A 19888-nucleotide genomic window follows, 5' to 3' on the forward strand; every position below is an offset into this window, starting at 1 on the left:
AAGGAGTGTTCTGACTTGGGATTTCCAAGTGGTGTACAATTTACGCCAGTTTTAGTGAATGGAAATGTATATACTGATATTGTCGGAGATCAGTCTCCTGCAAGTACGGATATTGTTGGTACTTCTTCGTTTCCGGCGCTTTACTACGCATACGATGGAGTAAATATATACTTTCGCTTACGCTTAAACGCAGATCCACGTAACAGTAAGCTAACAGGTTTCCAAAACTATGCGTGGGGTATTTTGTTTAATACAACGGGTACAGTGGGCACATATCAATGGTTATTAAATGTAGATGGGAATCGGAATTCAGTAAACTTAATTCAAAATGTAATAGAGGAGTTCAATTCTTGGAACGATTCTGCTGAAGGAATAGATGGGCGAGGTGCGCCTAATTTTAGTCGACCGATTGTAAACTTTGACGTAGCTCGCGTTGTACAAGCCGATTCTAGTTTAGGCGGAAATCCAGATTATTTTTTAGATTTTTTCATAGATACTTCTACTTTATTTTCTTTTTTAGGAATTACTATAAATTCAAACGTCCGTCTACTCGCCTTTACCTCTGCAAATTCTAATAATTATAATAAGGATTCTTTGCAAACAGCAGAAGGATTTCCATTTGAACATGCACAATCGAATTCACTTCTTGCAAGTAAAGGAGATGTAAGAGCGGAATTGAGCATAGAAAAAACATTAATATCTGGGCCAACTTTCATTTTAAATGGAGTGCAAGGACAATGGGCGGGAAGTATTCGAGTAACGAATGTTGGTAAAAGCACAGCGACGACAGTGTTTGTCAATGATGTTATTTCTCTAGATCTTCTTAACTCTGTTCAAATCACGAGTGTCTCACTTGGAACGACAGTAATTAATGGGGATACCATAACATGGAATATCGGGAATTTACCTGCTGGTTCGAGCGCTACGTTACAATTTGGTCAAAAAGGCAGTTTTACTATACCTGGAAGCCGTACATTAAATACAGCAACAGCTACAGGAATTGATAGTTATTCAGGTGGAGCGCTTGCTGCTGTTCAAAGCAGCCTTACAGTCACTGCTCAAGCGACTGGAGGAGTGACTGGTACTGTGACTGATAGTGTAACAGGAGTACCTATTAATGGAGCAAATGTTCAAATTTTATTAAACGGGAATCCAGTGGCAACAACTGTAACAGATGCTTCTGGTATATATAGCTTAACGGATATTGCGCCGAATACGAATTCTGTCGTGCAAATTATGACTTCAAATTATACTACCATTTCACAACCTCTCTCTATTCAATCTAATGTAACGTCGGTGTTAAATATAACTTTATCTCCTGTTCCAGGTAATATTCAAGGAACTGTTAGGAATAACCAAACTAATACACCAATCGATGGTGCAACTGTAACGGTTACAAATGTGTTAGGTGCAATCATAACACAAACGATAACAGATGGTAGCGGTCAATATGTAGTTAATTCTATTGTACCTGGAACTTATCATGTCGCGGTGTCTGCAACTACTTATCAATCTCAAGTACAGTCGGTATTAGTGCCAGCAAATGCAAGCGTAACAGTAGATTGTTTGCTTATTTCTAACCCTGGTAGTATGCAAGGGTTTGTGAGAGATAGTGTAACCAATATAGCTATAGTAGGAGCAACTGCTATTTTACGTGATAATAATGGAATCCTTGTTGGTACAACAACTACGGATGGTACAGGAGTATATATATTTAATGCATTAGCACCAGGGGCTTACTGCATTTCAGTAAATGCAGTAAATTATGATACACAAACGGTAGGGAGCACAGTATCTTCAAATCAAACAACAAATGTTGATATAGACTTAACAGCTAATCCAGGAACATTATCAGGGACTGTGACAGATTCTAAAACGGGTACAGGGGTTAACCGAGTAACAATACGTGTCGTGAATCAGTTTGGTATTACTGTTACGACAGTGCAAACAAATAATACGGGAGAATACACAATTCCATCCTTATCTCAAGGAACATACTCTGTGACATTTGCTGCAGAGGGATATGGTACACAAACAATTGGAGCTATAATTGTTTCTAATCAAGTATCAACGACAAACGTTGCTCTTTTTCCTTTAGCAGGAAGTGTAATAGGAACTGTGATTGATAGTCAAACCAATATACCAATAAGTACGGCGGCAGTTGCTATATTCTTAAATAATGTTTTAATAGCCAATACCGTTACTGATAGTACGGGTAACTATACGATGGCAGGATTGGTACCAGGTAATTATACGGTAACATTTACTGATGAAAATTATGGTACACAAACAATTGGAGCCATCATACAAGCGAATACGATAATTAATGTAAATGGATCATTATCTCTATTACCAGGTAGTTTGCTAGGTAGTGTTAGCGGAGGAAATCAACCTATGGCAGGAGCGGTAGTCGTTGTTCGGGATGGGGTTTCTGATACGATTGTAGCTCGCAGTGTAACGGATAGTAATGGAGTATATACGATCCAAAATTTAGCGCGGGGAGCATATAACGTAACAGTATCCGCTACTGATTTTCAAACGAGTATGAAAGGAACCGTTATTTCAGCAAACACTCCTTCTAATCTTAATTTTGTATTGTTACCAATTCCAGCAACGATTACAGGCACAATTACAAATGCACAAACCGGAACGCCTATTGCCAGTACGAATGTAGAAGTGCGGGTGCTTGATGCGAATGGGGTGTTAATTGCCTCTGTTTTCAGTGATAGGAATGGCATTTATTCTGTTCAAAATTTAGGGTCTGGTACGTATAGTGTTGTAGTATCCGCAGCAAATTTTCAAGTTAATATTATGACAATTAAGTTGACACCTGGAGAAATAGACACAGCTAATATAGCGTTGTTACCAGATCCGGGGTTTATTATGGGCAATGTAAAAGGTGTCATAACAAATGCTCCTATACCAGGAGCGGCTGCTAACATTTCGGATAGTAATGGAGTATTGGTAGATACAGTTCTTACTGATACAAACGGAAGTTTTATGACAGTCGGCTTATCTCCTGGTATGTATACAGTTACGGTCATTGCTCAAGATTATCAAAATCAAATCATTGGAGCGATTGTGACAGCTGATGTTACAACGCCTGTTTCAGTAGTGCTGCAACCAAATCCGGGACAAATTACAGGAGTTATAACACCTACCAACATAGACGCCATTGTACAGTTGTATACAACAGATAACTTATTTATTAATAGTATCGCAGTAGATGAAAACGGAAACTATCAATTTATGAATTTAGCACCCGGTATGTACATTATAAAGGCGGTAGCACAAAATTATGCAGTATCTCAGGCAGGAGTGACTGTTATTTCTGCTCAAACGCCAATTGTAAATTTAACAATAAATCCAAATCCGGCTCAAATTCAAGGAATGATTCAAAGTAACGCTGGAGATCCTATTGTAAATGCTACGGTCAAAATAATAGATGCTGGTGAAACGATTATTGGTATTGGCTTAACGAATCAAGAGGGACGATACAGTATTGGAAGTATACCACCAGGTAGTTACAACGTTATTGCTACAGCTCCAAAGTTTCAGAGTGAACAACGTGGAATATTTGTTAATGCAAATCAGAGCGTTACAAATTTTGATTTTATATTACAGTCAAATCCAGGGGCAATATCTGCCCAAGTTACAGATGAAATGACGGAAAATCCATTAGCAGGAGCAACAGTTTTAATTAGAAACAGCCAAGATGTGTTAATTGCATCTACTGTAACAAGTCCATTTGGTAACGTTATTGTTTCAGGATTAAAAGAAGGAAACTATACAGTTGCAGCTACTGTAACGAATTATGCTACGGAAATTACAGGAGTAATTGTAAGAAGTGATGAGATAACAGGAGCGAATATTTCATTAACAAGTACAGTAGGGAGTATTAACGGTACAGTAGTCGATGAGAATCAAAATCCAGTTATAGGGGCAAATATTCAAGTTCGTTTATTAAATGGAACGGGAATATCACTTCAATCTTTTTTAGCAAATCCAGATGGAACATTTGTTATACAAGGCTTGGCACTAGGACAGTATTTGTTAAATGTAACAGCACCTAATTATGGGGGAAGAACAGTATCTGTAATGGTAGAAGCTAATCAAACAACCAATATAATTGTTCCGTTAGCCTCTTTATTAGGTACGATTATCGGCACTATTACAGATAAACAAACAGGAGCGGGCATTAGCGGTAGTACGGTTACAGTAACATCTAATACGGGTATCTTCTTAGGAAAAGGTATCACAGATGAGAATGGTAATTATACTATTAGGAACTTACCGCACGGAATAGTGAATATTACAGTTGTAGCTCCGTCTTATGGAAGTTCAGGAACAACGACCACATTATTGGCAGATGAGATACAAAATGTTTCAATTGCTTTGCAGGAAGATGCTGGTGTAATTACAGGGTTTGTAACAGATTTCAACACCGCTTTACCACTTCCTGGTGCGAATATCGTTATTACAACATTAGGAAACATTGTAATTGCAACTACTGTGGTGGGGCAAACAGGAAGATATCATGTAGATGGATTGGCGCCGGGTTCTTATCGTGTAGTAGCAAGTGAACCTCAATATTCAACCGCTGTATTAACGGTAAATGTCATTTCGGATACAGAGGCATTGGCTAGTTTTGTATTATCTCCAGACCCAGGATATGTTTCAGGAGTTGTAACAGAAGACCTAATGGACGGGGTGCCTTTAAGGAATATTAATATTCAGGTTCGTTATTTAACAATAAGCGGCCCTGTTATTCAAACATTATTAACAGATAGTGAAGGAAGATATATAACAAGTGGGTTATCTCCTGGTACGTATGTATTAACTGCATTTAGTAGTGAATATGGTGATCAAACTTCTTCGGTTTTGGTAACAAGTGATACAACAACGATATTGAATTTTGTTCTTTCACCCAATACAGCTTTCTTGCGAGGAACGGTGACAGATAGTAGTGCGATACCGCTTCCAAGTACGATTGTTCGATTATTTGATAGTAATAATGCACTTACGCAGGCAACGGAAACAAATGCAAATGGTTTATATGGCTTTACTGGAATTACACCCGGAGCATACACAATTGTTGCTATTCACCCAAACTTTGAGAGACAGCAAATTGCTTTTACAGCAACGCCTAATGAAACAGCAACTGTAAATTTTGTTTTAAGTGGAATTCCAGGTACTCTTGTAGGAACTGTGAAGGATAGTGAAACAAATACACCGCTTGTAGGAGCGCTTGTGGAAGTATTTCCAAGTGGCGGTACACTAGCTGTAGCACGCAGAACGACTGATGGAACGGGGCAGTTTAACATTTCAAGCTTAGTATCCGGGAACTATACAGTAGTAGCGTCTAATTTAAATTATGAATCTCAAACGGTTGGAGCAATTATTGTCCCTGGAGAGATAACGAATGTCGAGGTTATTTTGCTTCTCGATCCAGCTATAGTTTCAGGGACGGTTACAGAATTAAATGGAAACCCTATAAATAATGCTGGTCTTTCTTTCTTCAATCAAAGTGGAATTTTAATTGGATCCACGGTAACGGATGTGAATGGAAATTATGTAATGGGGGGATTACCAGCAGGATCGTATACAGTAGTAGCATCGGCTCCTCAATTTGCACATGTAAGTAAAGGGTTGATAGTGGCTCCAGGACAAAATATAACGAACTTTAACTTTGAATTAAGTAGAGATGTTGGAAAAATCGTAGGTACTATCACGGGAGATGGGATATCATTGGTAGGGGTAACAGTTTCTCTACTTGAAGATAATGTATTTATTGTATCGACAGTCACCAAAAGCGATGGAACATATATGTTTGAAAATATCGCTCCTGGAGCCTATACAGTCTCTGCTAGTGCTTCAGGTTTTGGAGTAAATCAAGTAGGAGCAGTTCTACAAGTGAATATGGTCACAGAAGCGAATATAGATTTACATTTTTTGATAGGAACGATTGCTGGAACTGTGACGGATACCTCAGGAATGCCAATTGTAAATATAGCTGTTACAATTCAAGTTTTTAATATAAATGGGCAGTTGCTTCGTAAAGTGCAAGCAGACCATACAGGTGTATTTGTAGTAACAGGATTAGTTCCTGGATCTTATGTCTTGACGGCAAGTGCTCCTCAGTACCAAACAAATACAGTAGGGGCAAATGTAAAAGCAAATGAGGTAACAAATGTAGAGGTGTCTTTACTAGCAGCGGCAGGAGCCATTGCTGGAACTGTTGTAGAGTTTGGGACGAATGAACCAATTGTAGGAAGTAGCGTGAAGATTACAGATATAAATGGTTTTATTATCGGAACAGCAGTTACAGATGAGAGCGGTCGATTTCGCATTGAAAGTCTTCTTGTTGGTACCGTAAATGTGATAGCAACTGCAGAGGGATATACCTCAATTTCTCGTGCAGCCATTATTCCTCTAAATACGACTGTTGATATTATATTGTCATTACAGTTAAATCCTGGTCGCATTGTTGGAACGATTACCGATATTCAAGGTTTTCCAATAAGTGGAGCAGTTATTACTGTAATTGATGGTACAACCGCAGTGATTACGAAGGTTCTGACGCAAAATGATGGAAGTTACCGCGTGGAATCTCTTACGCCAGGAGCATACACAATTTTAGTTAATGCTACTGGATTTGGTCAGGGGATCTCGAGTGGAGTTGTAGCATCAGGAGGTACGACGGATGTTTCTTTACAATTAATGGGGAATACAGGGGCGATTGCTGGAGCTGTTCAAGATAGCGAGACTGGTTTACCTATTAAAGGAGCAGCCATTCAAATCCGTTTGATTAATCCATCAGGACCAATTGTATTGACTACAGTAACAGATACAGGTGGGAATTTTGTAGCTCCAAACTTAAACCCAGGATTTTATGCAGTCGTTGCTTTTGCGGAAGACTATGGAAGTAACGTAGCTTCTGTTCAAGTAGTAATAAACGAAACAGCCACTGTTGCATTATCTCTATCAAGCTTAGTTGGGGCTGTAAGAGGTACGGTAGTGGATGAGGCATTAGAGTTGCCTCTAGTAGATACATTGATTAGACTTACTAGTGAAAGTGGGATTGTACTTCGAGAAGTACAGACAGATGTAACAGGGAATTATTTTATTGATAATATTACCCGAGGAAATTATACACTGGTATTTATTAATGCTAATTATCAAAATGTTGTTGTATCTGTGACGGTAGTAGCAAATGAAACAAAGATAATAAGTGTTACTTTACAGCCTTATCCAGCTTCTATCGCAGGAACAGTAGTTGACGCGAATTCAAGTGCACCGCTTATTGGTGCTGTGGTTCAAGTACTAAATGCAAATGGTCAATTTATTACCAATGCAATTTCAAATACAGAAGGAAGGTATAGCATAACAGGATTAGCAGAGGGAACGCATACGGTTGTTGCAATTACGCAAGGCTACATCGCAAGTAGTCTTAATATTTCATTAACACCAGGGACCGCTGCTCAAGTTGATTTTCAATTGATTACAAATCATGCATCTATTCAAGGAGAGATCATTGATCGAAATGGAAATCCAGTCAATAATGCTCTTGTCCGAGTATTAGATCAAAGTGGAGTATTCATCAATTCTGGTGTATCGGATGCAAATGGAATGTATATTGTTGGAAATATGCCATCCGGGACGCTTCAGGTTATTGTTTCAGCAAAAGGTTTTCAGAGTGTAACACGATTTATAACGGTACGTGCTGGTGAGCAGTTGACAAATATAGATTTTATTTTAGAATGGGATAGTTTTGGAGAAATTAAAGGGAACGTATATAACCAACTTACGAATGAACCGGTTGTAAATGCTACAGTTGAAGTGCGAAATTCTTTTGGTACGATAGTTACTGTGTATACAGATAGATTTGGGGATTTTAGTATTTCTTCTCTTGCTGCCGGTTCTTACACTCTGATAATTTTGGCACAACCTTTTCAAACAAAGACAATTACAGTGAACGTGGAGTTAGGTGAAATAACTCGTGTTACAGTTGGCTTAGATCCAACCTTTATTCCACCCTTTCCAAGAAAAGCAATATATATTATTCTTTTAAAAGAGACAGGAAAGGCATTAAGTCTTCCTTGTGCTTCAAATCCAACAATATTTCATTTAGTGAAATTGGATGAAAATAAGAATTTTGCAATATTCTCCTATGAAGCAGTGTTAGAGGGATTACAGTATATAACAATAGATCTAAGCTGTGTTTGGATTATAAAAATAAAATAAGTATTAAGAAATGAAAGTCTATCTTTAAATAAATGGGGCACAAAGTTTGTATCCTTCTATAAACTTCTTTATTATCAAAATAAAACGTGATAAAGGAGAGATAGCAGAGATGAGTGAAAAATTTAATGAGCAGTTTGATGGCTTGCTTGAAAAGTATACAGAACTATTGTTAGGGGAAAGCAGTGAAGAGAGGAAAGAGCAGGTACAAAAGTGGGCACTGTACTCTTACATCGCAAAAACAATGCCAGCTTTAGTCAAGCATTGGAATGAAACGTATCCAGATGGAAAAGAAGAAATGGTACATTTAATAGCTGATATTAAGAAGTTAAATGAAGAACACCGTAACCATAAAGACTGAAAAAACCACTTATAGAGTGGTTTTTTATTATTTTCGACAGAATATGACATTGTAAAATTTATATGTTTGATATTGTTTATTTAAATTTACATATAAGGGGAGAGATTAAAGTGGATGCTGAAAAGAAGTCGAAGATTTGGGAGTATGTCGGATGGGGCGCAATTGTCATAGTTGGCGCTTTTACTACATTTATGTTATTGATGCTTATTTTTGGTGATCCGAAAACGAAAGATAAAGCGGGAGAAGTGACAACAGATGGACAAGAGGTTCAATATGCCGGAAAGGATTTGAAAAAAGAATAATCTGTTGGAAAACTTGCTATTAAGGAATAAAGGGGATAATTAGTTATGAATAAAAAAGTGAAAAATTTTAAATATCTTATGATTATATTAGCCTGCATTGCAATTTTTGGTACAGTTTTACCTAATGCATTAGATCCGAATGAAACATTAGCAGGTAAAATTTCAATTGCAGTTTTTGGTACAATGGGTACTTGTTTATTATTTTCTATTACTTATTTTATTGTAAAAAAAGCTATTATAGCTTCGATGAAAAGGTAGATTATTATATGTCCTTAGGATTTGGATGGTTTCAGAACAGTTTTTTTGGGCGGAATTTGCCGATGAAGGTAAAGGAGTTCCGATTATTCTTTTAAAAGTAAAAAAAATATAATTCACTTTAATGTTGAAGAAAGAGGCTATCCCATAAGTCGGTGAAATCGTTTATGGGATAGCCTCTTTATGAAAAAATCCTACACAATATGTAGAGGTAGGAGCAAATATCTTTACATGTTTCGCATTTAAATGAAACGGAATCCTATGTTTCTACACGTAATTTTTATAGGAGTGAATTACGTGCACTTAGGGCTTTATATTTGTATTCATCTTGAGTCATATTAGTATCTTTGTATAATGTATAGGGAGAAGTAAGAGGTGTGCGAGTAGTGTCGAATATTTATTTTAAATGAGCCTTCTCACCTATTTTTATAGTTTTTTCTAAATGTCGAAAAAAATTTATGAATATTTGAAAGCGACATTATAGGTTTTTAAACATTTTTATAGTATTTTATAAATTATCTAAATAATTATTTGTATCAAATAATTTTAAACAATGATATAATTTAGAAGAGGGGTAAAAAACAGACAAAGTACAGTCATAGGGGTGAATTACATGGAACAATTAATGCGCAATTCGTTTCTTTTTTTGTCAAAAAATAAAGCGTTAACAAAACTGGCTAAGAAGTACGGTTTACGCTTTGGTGCAGGGCGCTTTGTCGCAGGGGAGACAATTGATTTAGCTGCTGCAGCCATTAAACAATTAAATCAGCAAGGACTTTGTGTAACAATCGACTATTTAGGTGAGTTCGTTGATAATGAAGCAGAAGCAAACGAAATGGCAGATCAATCGATTGAAGCAATTCGCGCAATTGGACGCGAAAAACTCAATTCACAGCTTTCTTTAAAAATGACTTCTATGGGATTAGACATCTCAGATGAAATTGTAATGAATAATATGCGCCGCATTTTAGAGGCTGCAAAAGAAAACGGTGTGTTTGTTACGATTGATATGGAAGACTATACGCGATGTGGGAAAACAATTGAGATCTTTAAGCAATTAAAATCTGAATACGATAATATCGGTACTGTTATTCAAGCTTACCTATATCGTACAGAAAAAGACATCGAGGATTTAAATGCATATAATCCTAATTTGCGTCTTGTAAAAGGGGCTTATAAAGAACCAGAAGAAGTGGCGTTCCCGGACAAGAAAGATGTAGATGAAAATTATAAAAAAATTATTAAAATGCACTTATTAAATGGAAATTATACAGCTATTGCTTCACACGATGAAGCAATTATTGAATATACGAAGAAACTTGCCGAAGAACATAACATTTCACGCGATCAATTCGAATTCCAAATGCTATATGGTATTCGTACAGAACGTCAGCTTGAGCTTGTAAAAGAAGGCTACAAAATGCGTGTTTATGTGCCGTATGGAAATGACTGGTATGGCTATTTCATGCGCCGCCTAGCAGAACGCCCAGCAAACGTTGCGTTCGTTTTAAAAGGAATGGTGAAAAAATAACCAAGGAGCTAAAATACTCCTTGGTTATTTTAATTGCTTGAATGCATAATTTGCCATCTTTTTCGTATCTGGATATAACTGCGTACGAGTAGAAGACAGTACAACGTTAATAACTCGTTTGCCGTCTTTTTCATCGACTGTGACGACAGTGTATTTCCCAAGCGCAGATAAACCGCTTTTACTTCCAATTGCATATGGATCATCGTAAAGTTCCTCGCGGCCATAGTTTGCAATTTTTGGGGCGCGCTGTGAAGTATGTAATGTTGAGCGCGTTGTATTCATATAATCTAGCACAATTGGGTATTTTAATGCTTCTTTCGTAATGATGGCGATGTCATAAGGTGATACTTTATTACCTAATGCGTCAGCTCCGCTCGCGTTTTTAAACGTTGCATGCTTTGTCCCGAGTTCTTTCGCTCGTCTATTCATCATTTTGATAAACTCTTCTTTTGATCCTGCAATATGTTCGGCAATGGATTCAGAGATTGGATCGGCACTGATGATTAGCATGAGTTTCAATGCTTCATCTCTTTTTAATTTTTCACCAGCATGAAGTTTAATTTTTTTGCTTTGACTCTCCGTTGTTATTGCGTTTTTAGTGACTGTAATTTCTTCATCTTTTTTCACATTCTCTAGTAAAAGAAGAGTTGTCATCATTTTTGCTATGCTAGCTGGATACGAACGTTCTTGTTCCCGTTTTCCATATAGAATTTCACCAGTATCAGCATCGATTGTAACGGCGTATTTCCCAGTGATAGCAGGCTGATTCTCTCTCACGTCTTTTTTCTGGTTTGCATAAGAGAAGAAAATCATACTTGTAAACAGTGTAGCGATCATCACAATCATGAGTATTGTTCGTTTCATCATCGTTCCCTCTTTTGTTTTTCCTTATGTACAAATAAATTGGGCAGAAAAGTGGCCCAATACTCATTATGCCACGTTCTCTGCCCAAAAATATAGCGGAAGTTCAAAAAGTCCGGTAAAGATCGCCGCCCGCTTTCTTCGCTACATCGCCAGTCCGGTTCACATGTAGCTCCACCTACACTCCGTATCTTCCCAGCTTCCGTACGTCGAACTGCTCGGCTCTCTTTATACTCCTTTTTGAACAAGCACATATATCCTTATTTTTCACCCATGTTGTGCTTTTTATATTGTTGATTGTTACCTTGACGGCCTTTTTCAATACCGCGATCAACTGGACCTGCATTTCCTGTTACACTTGCAGCACTAACGCCTGCTTTTGATGGGTCTTTCTTAAGTCTTGCCATATATATTCCTCCATTTTCGTTAAATTCTAAAAAAGGAAAAAGCGTATTCTATCAAGAAATACACAGTTATAGAGTTCCCAAATCAAAGAAAATAATTTATTTCAGAAAATTTTATCAATAAATATATTGCGAAAATTTAAACAGTATCATATATTTATTAGTAGAGGCTCACTCATTGATTGCGACTTATGTCGAAAAATTGAATGAGCATTCATTCAAGAATAGGGGGAGAAATGGATGTTCCAAATTAAAAAGGCTGCTGTTCTCGGTTCTGGCATAATGGGCTCAGGAATTGCTGCACATTTAGCCAATATCGGTATACCAACATTATTGCTTGATATCGTACCACAGGCGCTTACAAAAGAAGAGGAAGCGAAGGGACTTACGTTAGAACATAAAAGTGTAAGAAATCGTTTTAGTAACGGGGCACTGCAAAAATTAGTAAAGCAAAAACCAGCTCCTCTTACAGTGAAAGGTAATTTAGCATTAATTGAAGCGGGTAATTTAGAGGATGACCTTGAGCGCCTTGCTGATGTAGATTGGATTATTGAAGTTGTTGTTGAAAATTTAGACATTAAGAAGAAACTATTTGAAAAAGTAGATGCTGTTCGTAAACCAGGCTCGATTGTGAGCTCAAATACATCGGGTATTTCTGTTGAAAAAATGGCAGAAGGTCGTTCAGATGACTTCCAAAAACACTTCTTAGGAACGCACTTTTTTAACCCACCACGTTATTTAAAACTTCTAGAGATTATACCGACAAAAGAAACAGATCCACAAGTGTTAAACTTTATGAAATTATTTGGTGAAGATGTTCTTGGAAAAGGTGTCGTTATCGCGAAAGATACACCAAACTTTATTGGAAACAGAATCGGTACGTACGGCTTACTTGTGACGTTGCAAGAAATGATTAAGCGCGGCTATAGCGTTGGAGAAGTGGATTCTGTAACAGGTCCATTAATCGGTCGTCCAAAGAGCGCAACGTTCCGCACATTAGATGTTGTTGGTTTAGACACATTCGTTCACGTTGCGAACAATGTATATGAAAATGTACAGGAAGAAGAACGAGATGTATTTAAAGTACCAGCTTTCATGCATGGCATGCTGGAGAAAAAATGGCTTGGAAGTAAAACAGGTCAAGGTTTCTTCTTAAAACAAGGAAAAGAAATTTTAGAGTTAAATCCTGAAACGATGGAATATGAAGCACGTAAAAAATTAAAAGCTGCTTCTGTAGAGTTAAGCAAACAAGAAAAAGGATTAGCGAATAAATTGAAAGCGCTTGTATATGCGAAAGATCGTGCAGGAGAGTTGCTATGGAATATTATTACGCCAACTCTTTTATATTCAGCGAAGCTTCATAAAGAAATCGCAGACGATATTGTTGCAATTGACCAAGCGATGAAGTGGGGATTTGGCTGGGAACAAGGCCCATTTGAAATTTGGGACGCAATTGGCGTAGAAAAATCCGTTCAAAAGATGGAAGAAAACGGCAAAGTTGTTCCGGCATGGGTAAAAGACATGTTAGAGAAAGGATTTAGTACTTTCTATAAACAGGATAACGGTGAAAGCTATTACTACGATAACGGTGAATATAAGCTGATTGAACGTAATAAAAAAGCAATTTCGCTTAAACAACTAAAAGAGAAAAATGGCGTGTTAAAGAAAAATAGTGGTGCGAGCTTAATCGATTTAGGCGATGGCGTCCTTTGCTTAGAATTCCATTCAAAGAGCAATGCAATTGGTATGGATATTACGCAAATGATTAACTACGCTGTTGATGAAGTGGAAAAGAATTATAAAGGACTTGTTATCGGGAACCAATCGAAAAACTTCTGCGTTGGTGCAAACCTTGCGATGATTTTAATGGAAGCACAAGATGATAACTACTTTGAAATTGAGTGGGTCGTGAAAAACTTCCAAGATGCAATGATGAAAATTAAGTACTGCTCAAAACCAGTCGTGGCAGCACCATACGGTATGACACTTGGCGGCGGTACAGAAGTTTGCTTACCAGCAGCGAGCATTCAAGCTTCTAGTGAGACATACATGGGATTAGTAGAAGTTGGGGTTGGTTTAATCCCTGGCGGTGGCGGTAACAAAGAGTTATACATTAAACATTTAAATAAAATGGCAAACGGTGTAGAGTTTGATCTGCAAAAGGTTGCAAACAAAGTATTTGAGACAGTAGCGATGGCGAAAGTTTCAACATCTGCGCAAGAAGCAGTTTCTCATAACTTCTTAGGCGATAAAGATGGTATTAGTGTGAATGGTGATCACTTACTATACGATGCGAAACAAAAAGCACTTGCTTTATATGAAGCGGGTTATAAAGCACCTATCCGCAAAAAGATACCAGTTGTTGGTGAAACGGGATATGCAACTCTCGCACTTGGAGCAGAAGCAATGCATTTATCTGGTTACATTTCTGAATATGATCTTCATATTGCGAAGAAACTTGCATATGTAATTGCAGGCGGAAAAGTACCGTACGGAACAGAAGTTGATGAGCAATACTTATTAGATGTGGAACGTGAAGCATTTATTAGCTTAGTAAGTGAGATGAAATCACAAGCAAGAATGCAGCACATGCTTGTAAAAGGAAAGCCATTACGTAACTAATAACGAGGGGAGATATCGTTCATGAGAGAAGCTGTCATTGTTGCGGGAGCAAGAACGCCAATTGGTAAGGCAAAGAGAGGTTCATTAAAAACAGTTCGTCCTGATGATTTAGGAGCATTAGTAGTAAAAGAAACATTAAAACGTGCGAATAATTATGAAGGACCAATTGATGATTTAATTTTCGGTTGTGCGATGCCAGAAGCAGAGCAAGGTTTAAATATGGCACGTAATATCGGTGGGTTAGCGGGACTTTCTTACGATGTTCCAGCTATTACAATTAACCGTTACTGTTCTTCAGGGCTACAAAGTATCGCTTACGGTGCAGAACGCATTATGCTTGGTCATTCTGAAGCAGTATTATCTGGTGGAGCAGAATCGATGAGTTTGGTTCCAATGATGGGGCACGTTGTTCGTCCAAATAGTCGCCTTGTGGAAGCGGCTCCAGAATATTATATGGGCATGGGCCATACAGCAGAGCAAGTTGCTGTGAAATATGGAATTTCTCGTGAAGAGCAAGATGCATTTGCGGTAAGAAGTCATCAGCGTGCGGCAAAAGCTTTAGCTGAAGGGAAGTTTGCTGATGAAACAGTACCTGTAGATGTAACTTTGCGTACCGTTGGGGCAAATAACAAAATCCGAGAAGAAATGATTACATTCTCACAAGATGAAGGTGTAAGAGGAGATACGACATTAGATATCTTAGGGAAATTACGTCCAGCATTTAACGTTCGCGGTTCTGTAACGGCTGGTAACTCTTCACAAATGAGTGATGGAGCAGCATCCGTACTTTTAATGGATCGTGAAAAAGCAGTGAGCGATGGCATGAAGCCACTTGCGAAATTCCGCTCATTTGCAGTAGCTGGTGTACCACCAGAAGTAATGGGAATTGGCCCAATTGCAGCAATTCCAAAAGCGTTAAAATTAGCAGGATTAGAACTATCTGATATCGGCTTATTTGAACTAAATGAAGCATTTGCTTCTCAATCGATCCAAGTAATTCGTGAGCTTGGCTTAGATGAAGAAAAGGTAAATGTAAACGGTGGTGCAATCGCACTTGGACATCCACTTGGTTGTACAGGAGCAAAATTAACATTATCTCTTATTCATGAAATGAAACGCCGCAATGAGCAATTCGGTATTGTAACAATGTGTATCGGCGGGGGAATGGGAGCTGCCGGAGTGTTTGAATTACTATAAAAAAAGTGGAGGCGGCTCGTCCAGAACAAGAGGACATTGGAGCTCCTGACATAGAGGCGCTTTTTGCCTCGGAGGAAGGGGCAAAATGGCCGATTGTTCTAGCCGCTGGAACTGGATTAAATAAAAAGTGGAAGCGGCTTGCTTAGAATGCGAGGGGGATGGAGCTTCTGGCGAGGAGGCGTTCTTTGCCTCATAGGAAGAAGCGAAGTCACCGATTATTCTAGCCGCTGGAACTGGATTAAATAAAAAAGTGGAAGCAATAAAAGGGTATAAAAAATAAAGGGTGAGCCAGCTTCTTTCAAAATGAGAGAAGCGGCCTATGAAAATATGAAGGAGGAATTTTTCATGGAAAAAACAGTGGGAAATGCAGTTAAAGGCGGCAGCTTTTTAGTTGATGAGATTACGATTGATCAAGTATTTACACCAGAGGATTATAGCGATGAGCATAAAATGATAGCGAAAACGACAGAGGATTTTATTGTAAATGAAGTTCTCCCAGAGCTTGAATATTTAGAGCAGCATGAGTTTGATCGTTCTGTTCGCTTATTAAAAGAAGCTGGCGAGCTTGGTTTATTAGGTGCTGATGTACCAGAAGAGTACGGCGGAATTGGGCTTGATAAAGTAAGCTCAGCGTTAATCGCAGAGAAATTCTCTCGTGCTGGTGGCTTTGCAATTACACATGGCGCTCACGTTGGTATCGGATCATTACCAATCGTTTTATTCGGTAATGAAGAGCAAAAGAAAAAATATTTACCTGCTTTAGCAACTGGTGAAAAATTAGCTGCATACGCATTAACTGAGCCAGGATCTGGATCGGATGCATTAGGCGCAAGAACAACTGCTCGCTTAAATGCAGAAGGTACACACTATGTATTAAATGGTGAGAAACAATGGATCACAAACTCTGCTTTTGCTGATGTATTCGTTGTATACGCGAAAGTTGATGGAGAGCATTTCACAGCATTTATCGTTGAGAAAGAATATCCAGGTGTATCTACAAGCCCTGAAGAAAAGAAAATGGGAATTAAATGTTCTTCAACTCGTACGCTAATTTTAGAAGACGCATTAGTGCCGAAAGAAAATGTACTTGGTGAAATTGGTAAGGGGCATATCATTGCGTTTAACATTTTAAATATCGGTCGTTATAAATTAGGTGTTGGTACAGTTGGTTCTTCAAAACGTGCACTAGAAATTTCTGCACAATATGCAAATCAGCGTCAACAGTTTAAACAACCGATCGCTCGTTTCCCATTAATTCAAGAAAAGCTTGCGAACATGGCAGCGAAAATTTATGCGGCGGAAAGCTCTGTATATCGTACAGTTGGTTTATTTGAAAGCCGTATGAGCACATTATCAGAAGAAGAAGTAAAAGACGGCAAAGCTGTTGCAGCTTCAATTGCTGAATATGCAATTGAGTGCTCTTTAAATAAAGTATTCGGTTCTGAAGTATTAGACTACGTAGTAGACGAAGGTGTTCAAATTCATGGTGGTTACGGATTTATGGCAGAGTACGAAATTGAAAGAATGTACCGCGACTCTCGTATTAACCGTATTTTCGAAGGTACGAACGAAATTAACCGTTTAATCGTACCGGGTACGTTCTTACGTAAAGCAATGAAAGGTGAATTACCGCTTCTTCAAAAGGCACAAAAATTACAAGAAGAGTTAATGATGATGATGCCAGAAGAAGTAGGCGATGAGCCATTAGCACTTCAAAAATATTTAGTAAATAACGCGAAGAAAATCGGCTTAATGGTAGCTGGATTAGCTGCCCAAAAATACGGTAAAGCATTAGATAAAGAACAAGAAGTTCTTGTTAACATTGCAGATATCGTAAACAATTTATACGCAATGGAGTCTGCTGTTCTTCGTACAGAAAAAGCAATCAAAGCAACTGGCCTTGAAAAGAATAAACAAAAAGTATTATACACTGAAGTATTCTGCCAAGAAGCTTTCAACCAAATTGAAGCAGATGCGAAAGAAACAATTATCGCAGTTGAAAACGGTGATATGCTGCGCATGATGTTATCAGCGCTTCGCAAATTAACTCGTCATACACCGCTTAACGTAATTCCGAAGAAGCGTGAAATTGCTGCGAAAGTATTAGAGGATGAGCGTTATACAGTTTAATTGTTTTGAGAATCCGGCAACCCTATAAGGGCTGTCGGATTTTTTTGTGAGTAATCGCTGTATAAAATCGATATCTGGATTAATCGTATCAATATACGCATGAACACGATCATCTAAATCAACTTCGGATAAAGTGTTCTTACAATACTATCTTTGTAAGACAAGCTTGCTAAAATGACTATGATTTTTTAAGTAAAAGGTGAATGTGATCATTCATCTTTTTTTAGTGAATCATCATTTTATGTCATCACTTCACATGCATACAATCCCAAAATTAATAGATACTAAATGGTGAATGAACAAAGAAAGGAAGGGTTTTATTATGCCAAATTTAACAGAGCTTGAGCTTGAAAATTTACGTCATATTATTGGAGGGCATGCGACAGTTGCGAATAAATTAGATCAGTATGCGCAGCAGTGTACAGATCCTCAATTGAAGCAAATGCTACAGCAAGATGCACAAGCGGCAAGAAATACAAGACAACAATTAATGTCCTTTTTAGGTTAGGAGTGTATAGACTATGAATGAAAAAGATATGGTGAACGATTATTTAGCGGAGTTAAATGCTAGTTTAACGGGTTATGCGAATTACATAGCGCAATCGGATAACGCACAGTTACATCAAACGTTGATTCACATTCGAAATCAAGATGAATTAAGGCAACGTAAGGTATATGAATATGCGAAGCAAAAAAATTATTATCAACCAGCTGCTCCTGCGAATCCAATGGTTGTTCAGCAATTGAAAAGTCAGCTAAATGCACAATAATAAAATACGAAAAAGCGAGTGAATATCAGATGATCATTCACTCGCTTTTTCGTATTTGTATATATCAATGCATATGTGTGAAATATTTTTCTAGTTGTAACAAATATGACGAAAAATTTTTAGGGTATGTCACAAAAAGTACAAAAAGATTGTTCAATATTTCACAAAGTATCCATGGTTTCTATAGTGCGAATCTCTATAATAAAAAGTGTAAAGAACAAAAACATTACATAATGATTTAGGAGAGGTTCTTATGAATAGAAACACAAGAAAAATCGCAATTATTGGCACTGGATTAGTTGGATCAAGCTGCGCATATTCAATTGTGAATCAAGGTATCTGTGAAGAACTAGCATTAATTGATATAAATTATGAACGTGCAGTTGGAGAAGCGATGGATTTATCACACTGCATTAACTTTACAAATACAAGAACAAAAGTATATGCAGGTACTTATGAAGACTGCAAAGATATGGATATTGTTATTATTACAGCAGGTCCAGCTCCAAAACCAGGACAAAGTCGCTTGGATACTTTGGGAGCAAGCGCGAAGATTATGGAAAGTGTTGTAGAAGGTGTAATGGCAAGTGGATTTGATGGCATCTTCTTAATCGCATCAAATCCAGTTGATATTATTACTTATCAAGTTTGGAAAGTGTCTGGTTTACCAAGAAACCGTGTGCTTGGTACAGGAACATCTTTAGACTCTTCACGCTTGAGAACAATTTTATCTGAAATGCTTGAAGTGGATCCTCGTAGTATTCACGGTTATTCATTAGGTGAGCATGGTGACTCTCAAATGGTTGCCTGGTCTCATGTTACAGTTGGCGGGAAACCAATCTTGCAAATTTTAGATGAACAAAAAGAGCGTTTCGGCGAAATTGATTTAGATGAAATTGTTGAGAAAACTGCTAAAGCTGGTTGGGAAATTTATAAACGTAAAGGAACTACTTATTACGGTATTGGGAATTCACTAGCTTATATCGCACGCTCTATCTTTAATGATGATCATTGTGTAATCGCTGTTTCAGCCATTTTAGATGGTGAGTACGGTGAATATAATATTTGCACAGGTGTACCAGCAATTATTACAAGAGATGGTGTGAAAGAAGTCGTTGAACTAAACTTAACAGAAGCCGAGGAAAGCCGATTTGCACAATCCAATGATATTTTACGTGACTATATGAAAACAATCGGTTACTAAACTAGGAGAA

General features: G+C 37.7%; 13 protein-coding genes. 11 read left to right on the top strand and 2 right to left on the bottom strand.

The features are described 5' to 3' along the window. Positions 1-15 precede the first annotated feature (15 nt). The 5 genes from M014_RS29460 (at position 16) to M014_RS0125150 (ending at position 10690) form a co-directional block, all read left to right on the top strand. The gene (locus M014_RS29460; RefSeq protein WP_026594150.1) at positions 16-8244 is read left to right on the top strand and encodes a carboxypeptidase regulatory-like domain-containing protein; all 8229 of its coding nucleotides are present in this window, start codon (positions 16-18) and stop codon (positions 8242-8244) included. Between the two features lie 109 nt (positions 8245-8353). Then, positions 8354-8602 (top strand): YusU family protein, encoded by a 249-nt coding sequence (locus M014_RS0125135; RefSeq protein WP_026594151.1) that lies wholly within the window; start codon positions 8354-8356, stop codon positions 8600-8602. A gap of 110 nt (positions 8603-8712) precedes the next feature. Beyond that, positions 8713-8904 (top strand): hypothetical protein, encoded by a 192-nt coding sequence (locus M014_RS0125140; protein ID WP_026594152.1) that lies wholly within the window; start codon positions 8713-8715, stop codon positions 8902-8904. Between the two features lie 45 nt (positions 8905-8949). Beyond that, a complete protein-coding gene (locus tag M014_RS0125145; RefSeq protein WP_026594153.1) occupies positions 8950-9162 on the top strand; it encodes a hypothetical protein in 213 nt (70 codons plus the stop codon). 610 nt (positions 9163-9772) lie between these two features. Continuing rightward, on the top strand, positions 9773-10690 hold the full coding sequence (locus tag M014_RS0125150) for a proline dehydrogenase family protein (protein ID WP_026594154.1): 918 nt from the start codon (positions 9773-9775) through the stop codon (positions 10688-10690). 24 nt (positions 10691-10714) lie between these two features. Here M014_RS0125150 and M014_RS0125155 read toward each other — a convergent pair whose 3' ends face one another. Further along, positions 10715-11554 carry a D-alanyl-D-alanine carboxypeptidase family protein gene (locus tag M014_RS0125155; RefSeq protein WP_026594155.1) on the bottom strand — a complete coding sequence of 280 codons (840 nt, stop codon included), beginning with the start codon at positions 11552-11554 and terminating at the stop codon, positions 10715-10717. Between the two features lie 257 nt (positions 11555-11811). Beyond that, positions 11812-11958 (bottom strand): YuzL family protein, encoded by a 147-nt coding sequence (locus tag M014_RS28960; protein ID WP_003201682.1) that lies wholly within the window; start codon positions 11956-11958, stop codon positions 11812-11814. Positions 11959-12195: 237 nt separating this feature from the next. On the opposite strand from M014_RS28960, the gene M014_RS0125170 reads away from it, so the two are divergent. The 6 genes from M014_RS0125170 (at position 12196) to M014_RS0125200 (ending at position 19878) form a co-directional block, all read left to right on the top strand. Then, a complete protein-coding gene (locus tag M014_RS0125170) occupies positions 12196-14577 on the top strand; it encodes a 3-hydroxyacyl-CoA dehydrogenase/enoyl-CoA hydratase family protein (RefSeq protein WP_026594157.1) in 2382 nt (793 codons plus the stop codon). A gap of 21 nt (positions 14578-14598) precedes the next feature. After that, entirely contained in the window at positions 14599-15774 is a 1176-nt protein-coding gene (locus M014_RS0125175; RefSeq protein ID WP_026594158.1) for an acetyl-CoA C-acetyltransferase, read from the top strand. A 345-nt stretch (positions 15775-16119) separates the two neighbouring features. Then, positions 16120-17904 (top strand): acyl-CoA dehydrogenase family protein, encoded by a 1785-nt coding sequence (locus tag M014_RS0125185; RefSeq protein ID WP_026594159.1) that lies wholly within the window; start codon positions 16120-16122, stop codon positions 17902-17904. 322 nt (positions 17905-18226) lie between these two features. Further along, complete coding sequence (locus tag M014_RS0125190) at positions 18227-18412, top strand: hypothetical protein (protein ID WP_016112410.1); 186 nt, start codon at positions 18227-18229, stop codon at positions 18410-18412. A 13-nt stretch (positions 18413-18425) separates the two neighbouring features. Then, positions 18426-18674, top strand: coding sequence for a spore coat protein (locus M014_RS0125195; protein ID WP_026594160.1), 249 nt, complete (start codon positions 18426-18428; stop codon positions 18672-18674). Between the two features lie 253 nt (positions 18675-18927). Next, positions 18928-19878 carry an L-lactate dehydrogenase gene (locus tag M014_RS0125200; protein ID WP_026594161.1) on the top strand — a complete coding sequence of 317 codons (951 nt, stop codon included), beginning with the start codon at positions 18928-18930 and terminating at the stop codon, positions 19876-19878. Positions 19879-19888 lie beyond the last annotated feature (10 nt).

The organism is Bacillus sp. UNC437CL72CviS29 (genome assembly GCF_000482345.1).
In the GTDB taxonomy this organism is placed as follows: Bacteria; Bacillota; Bacilli; order Bacillales; family Bacillaceae_G; genus Bacillus_A; species Bacillus_A arachidis.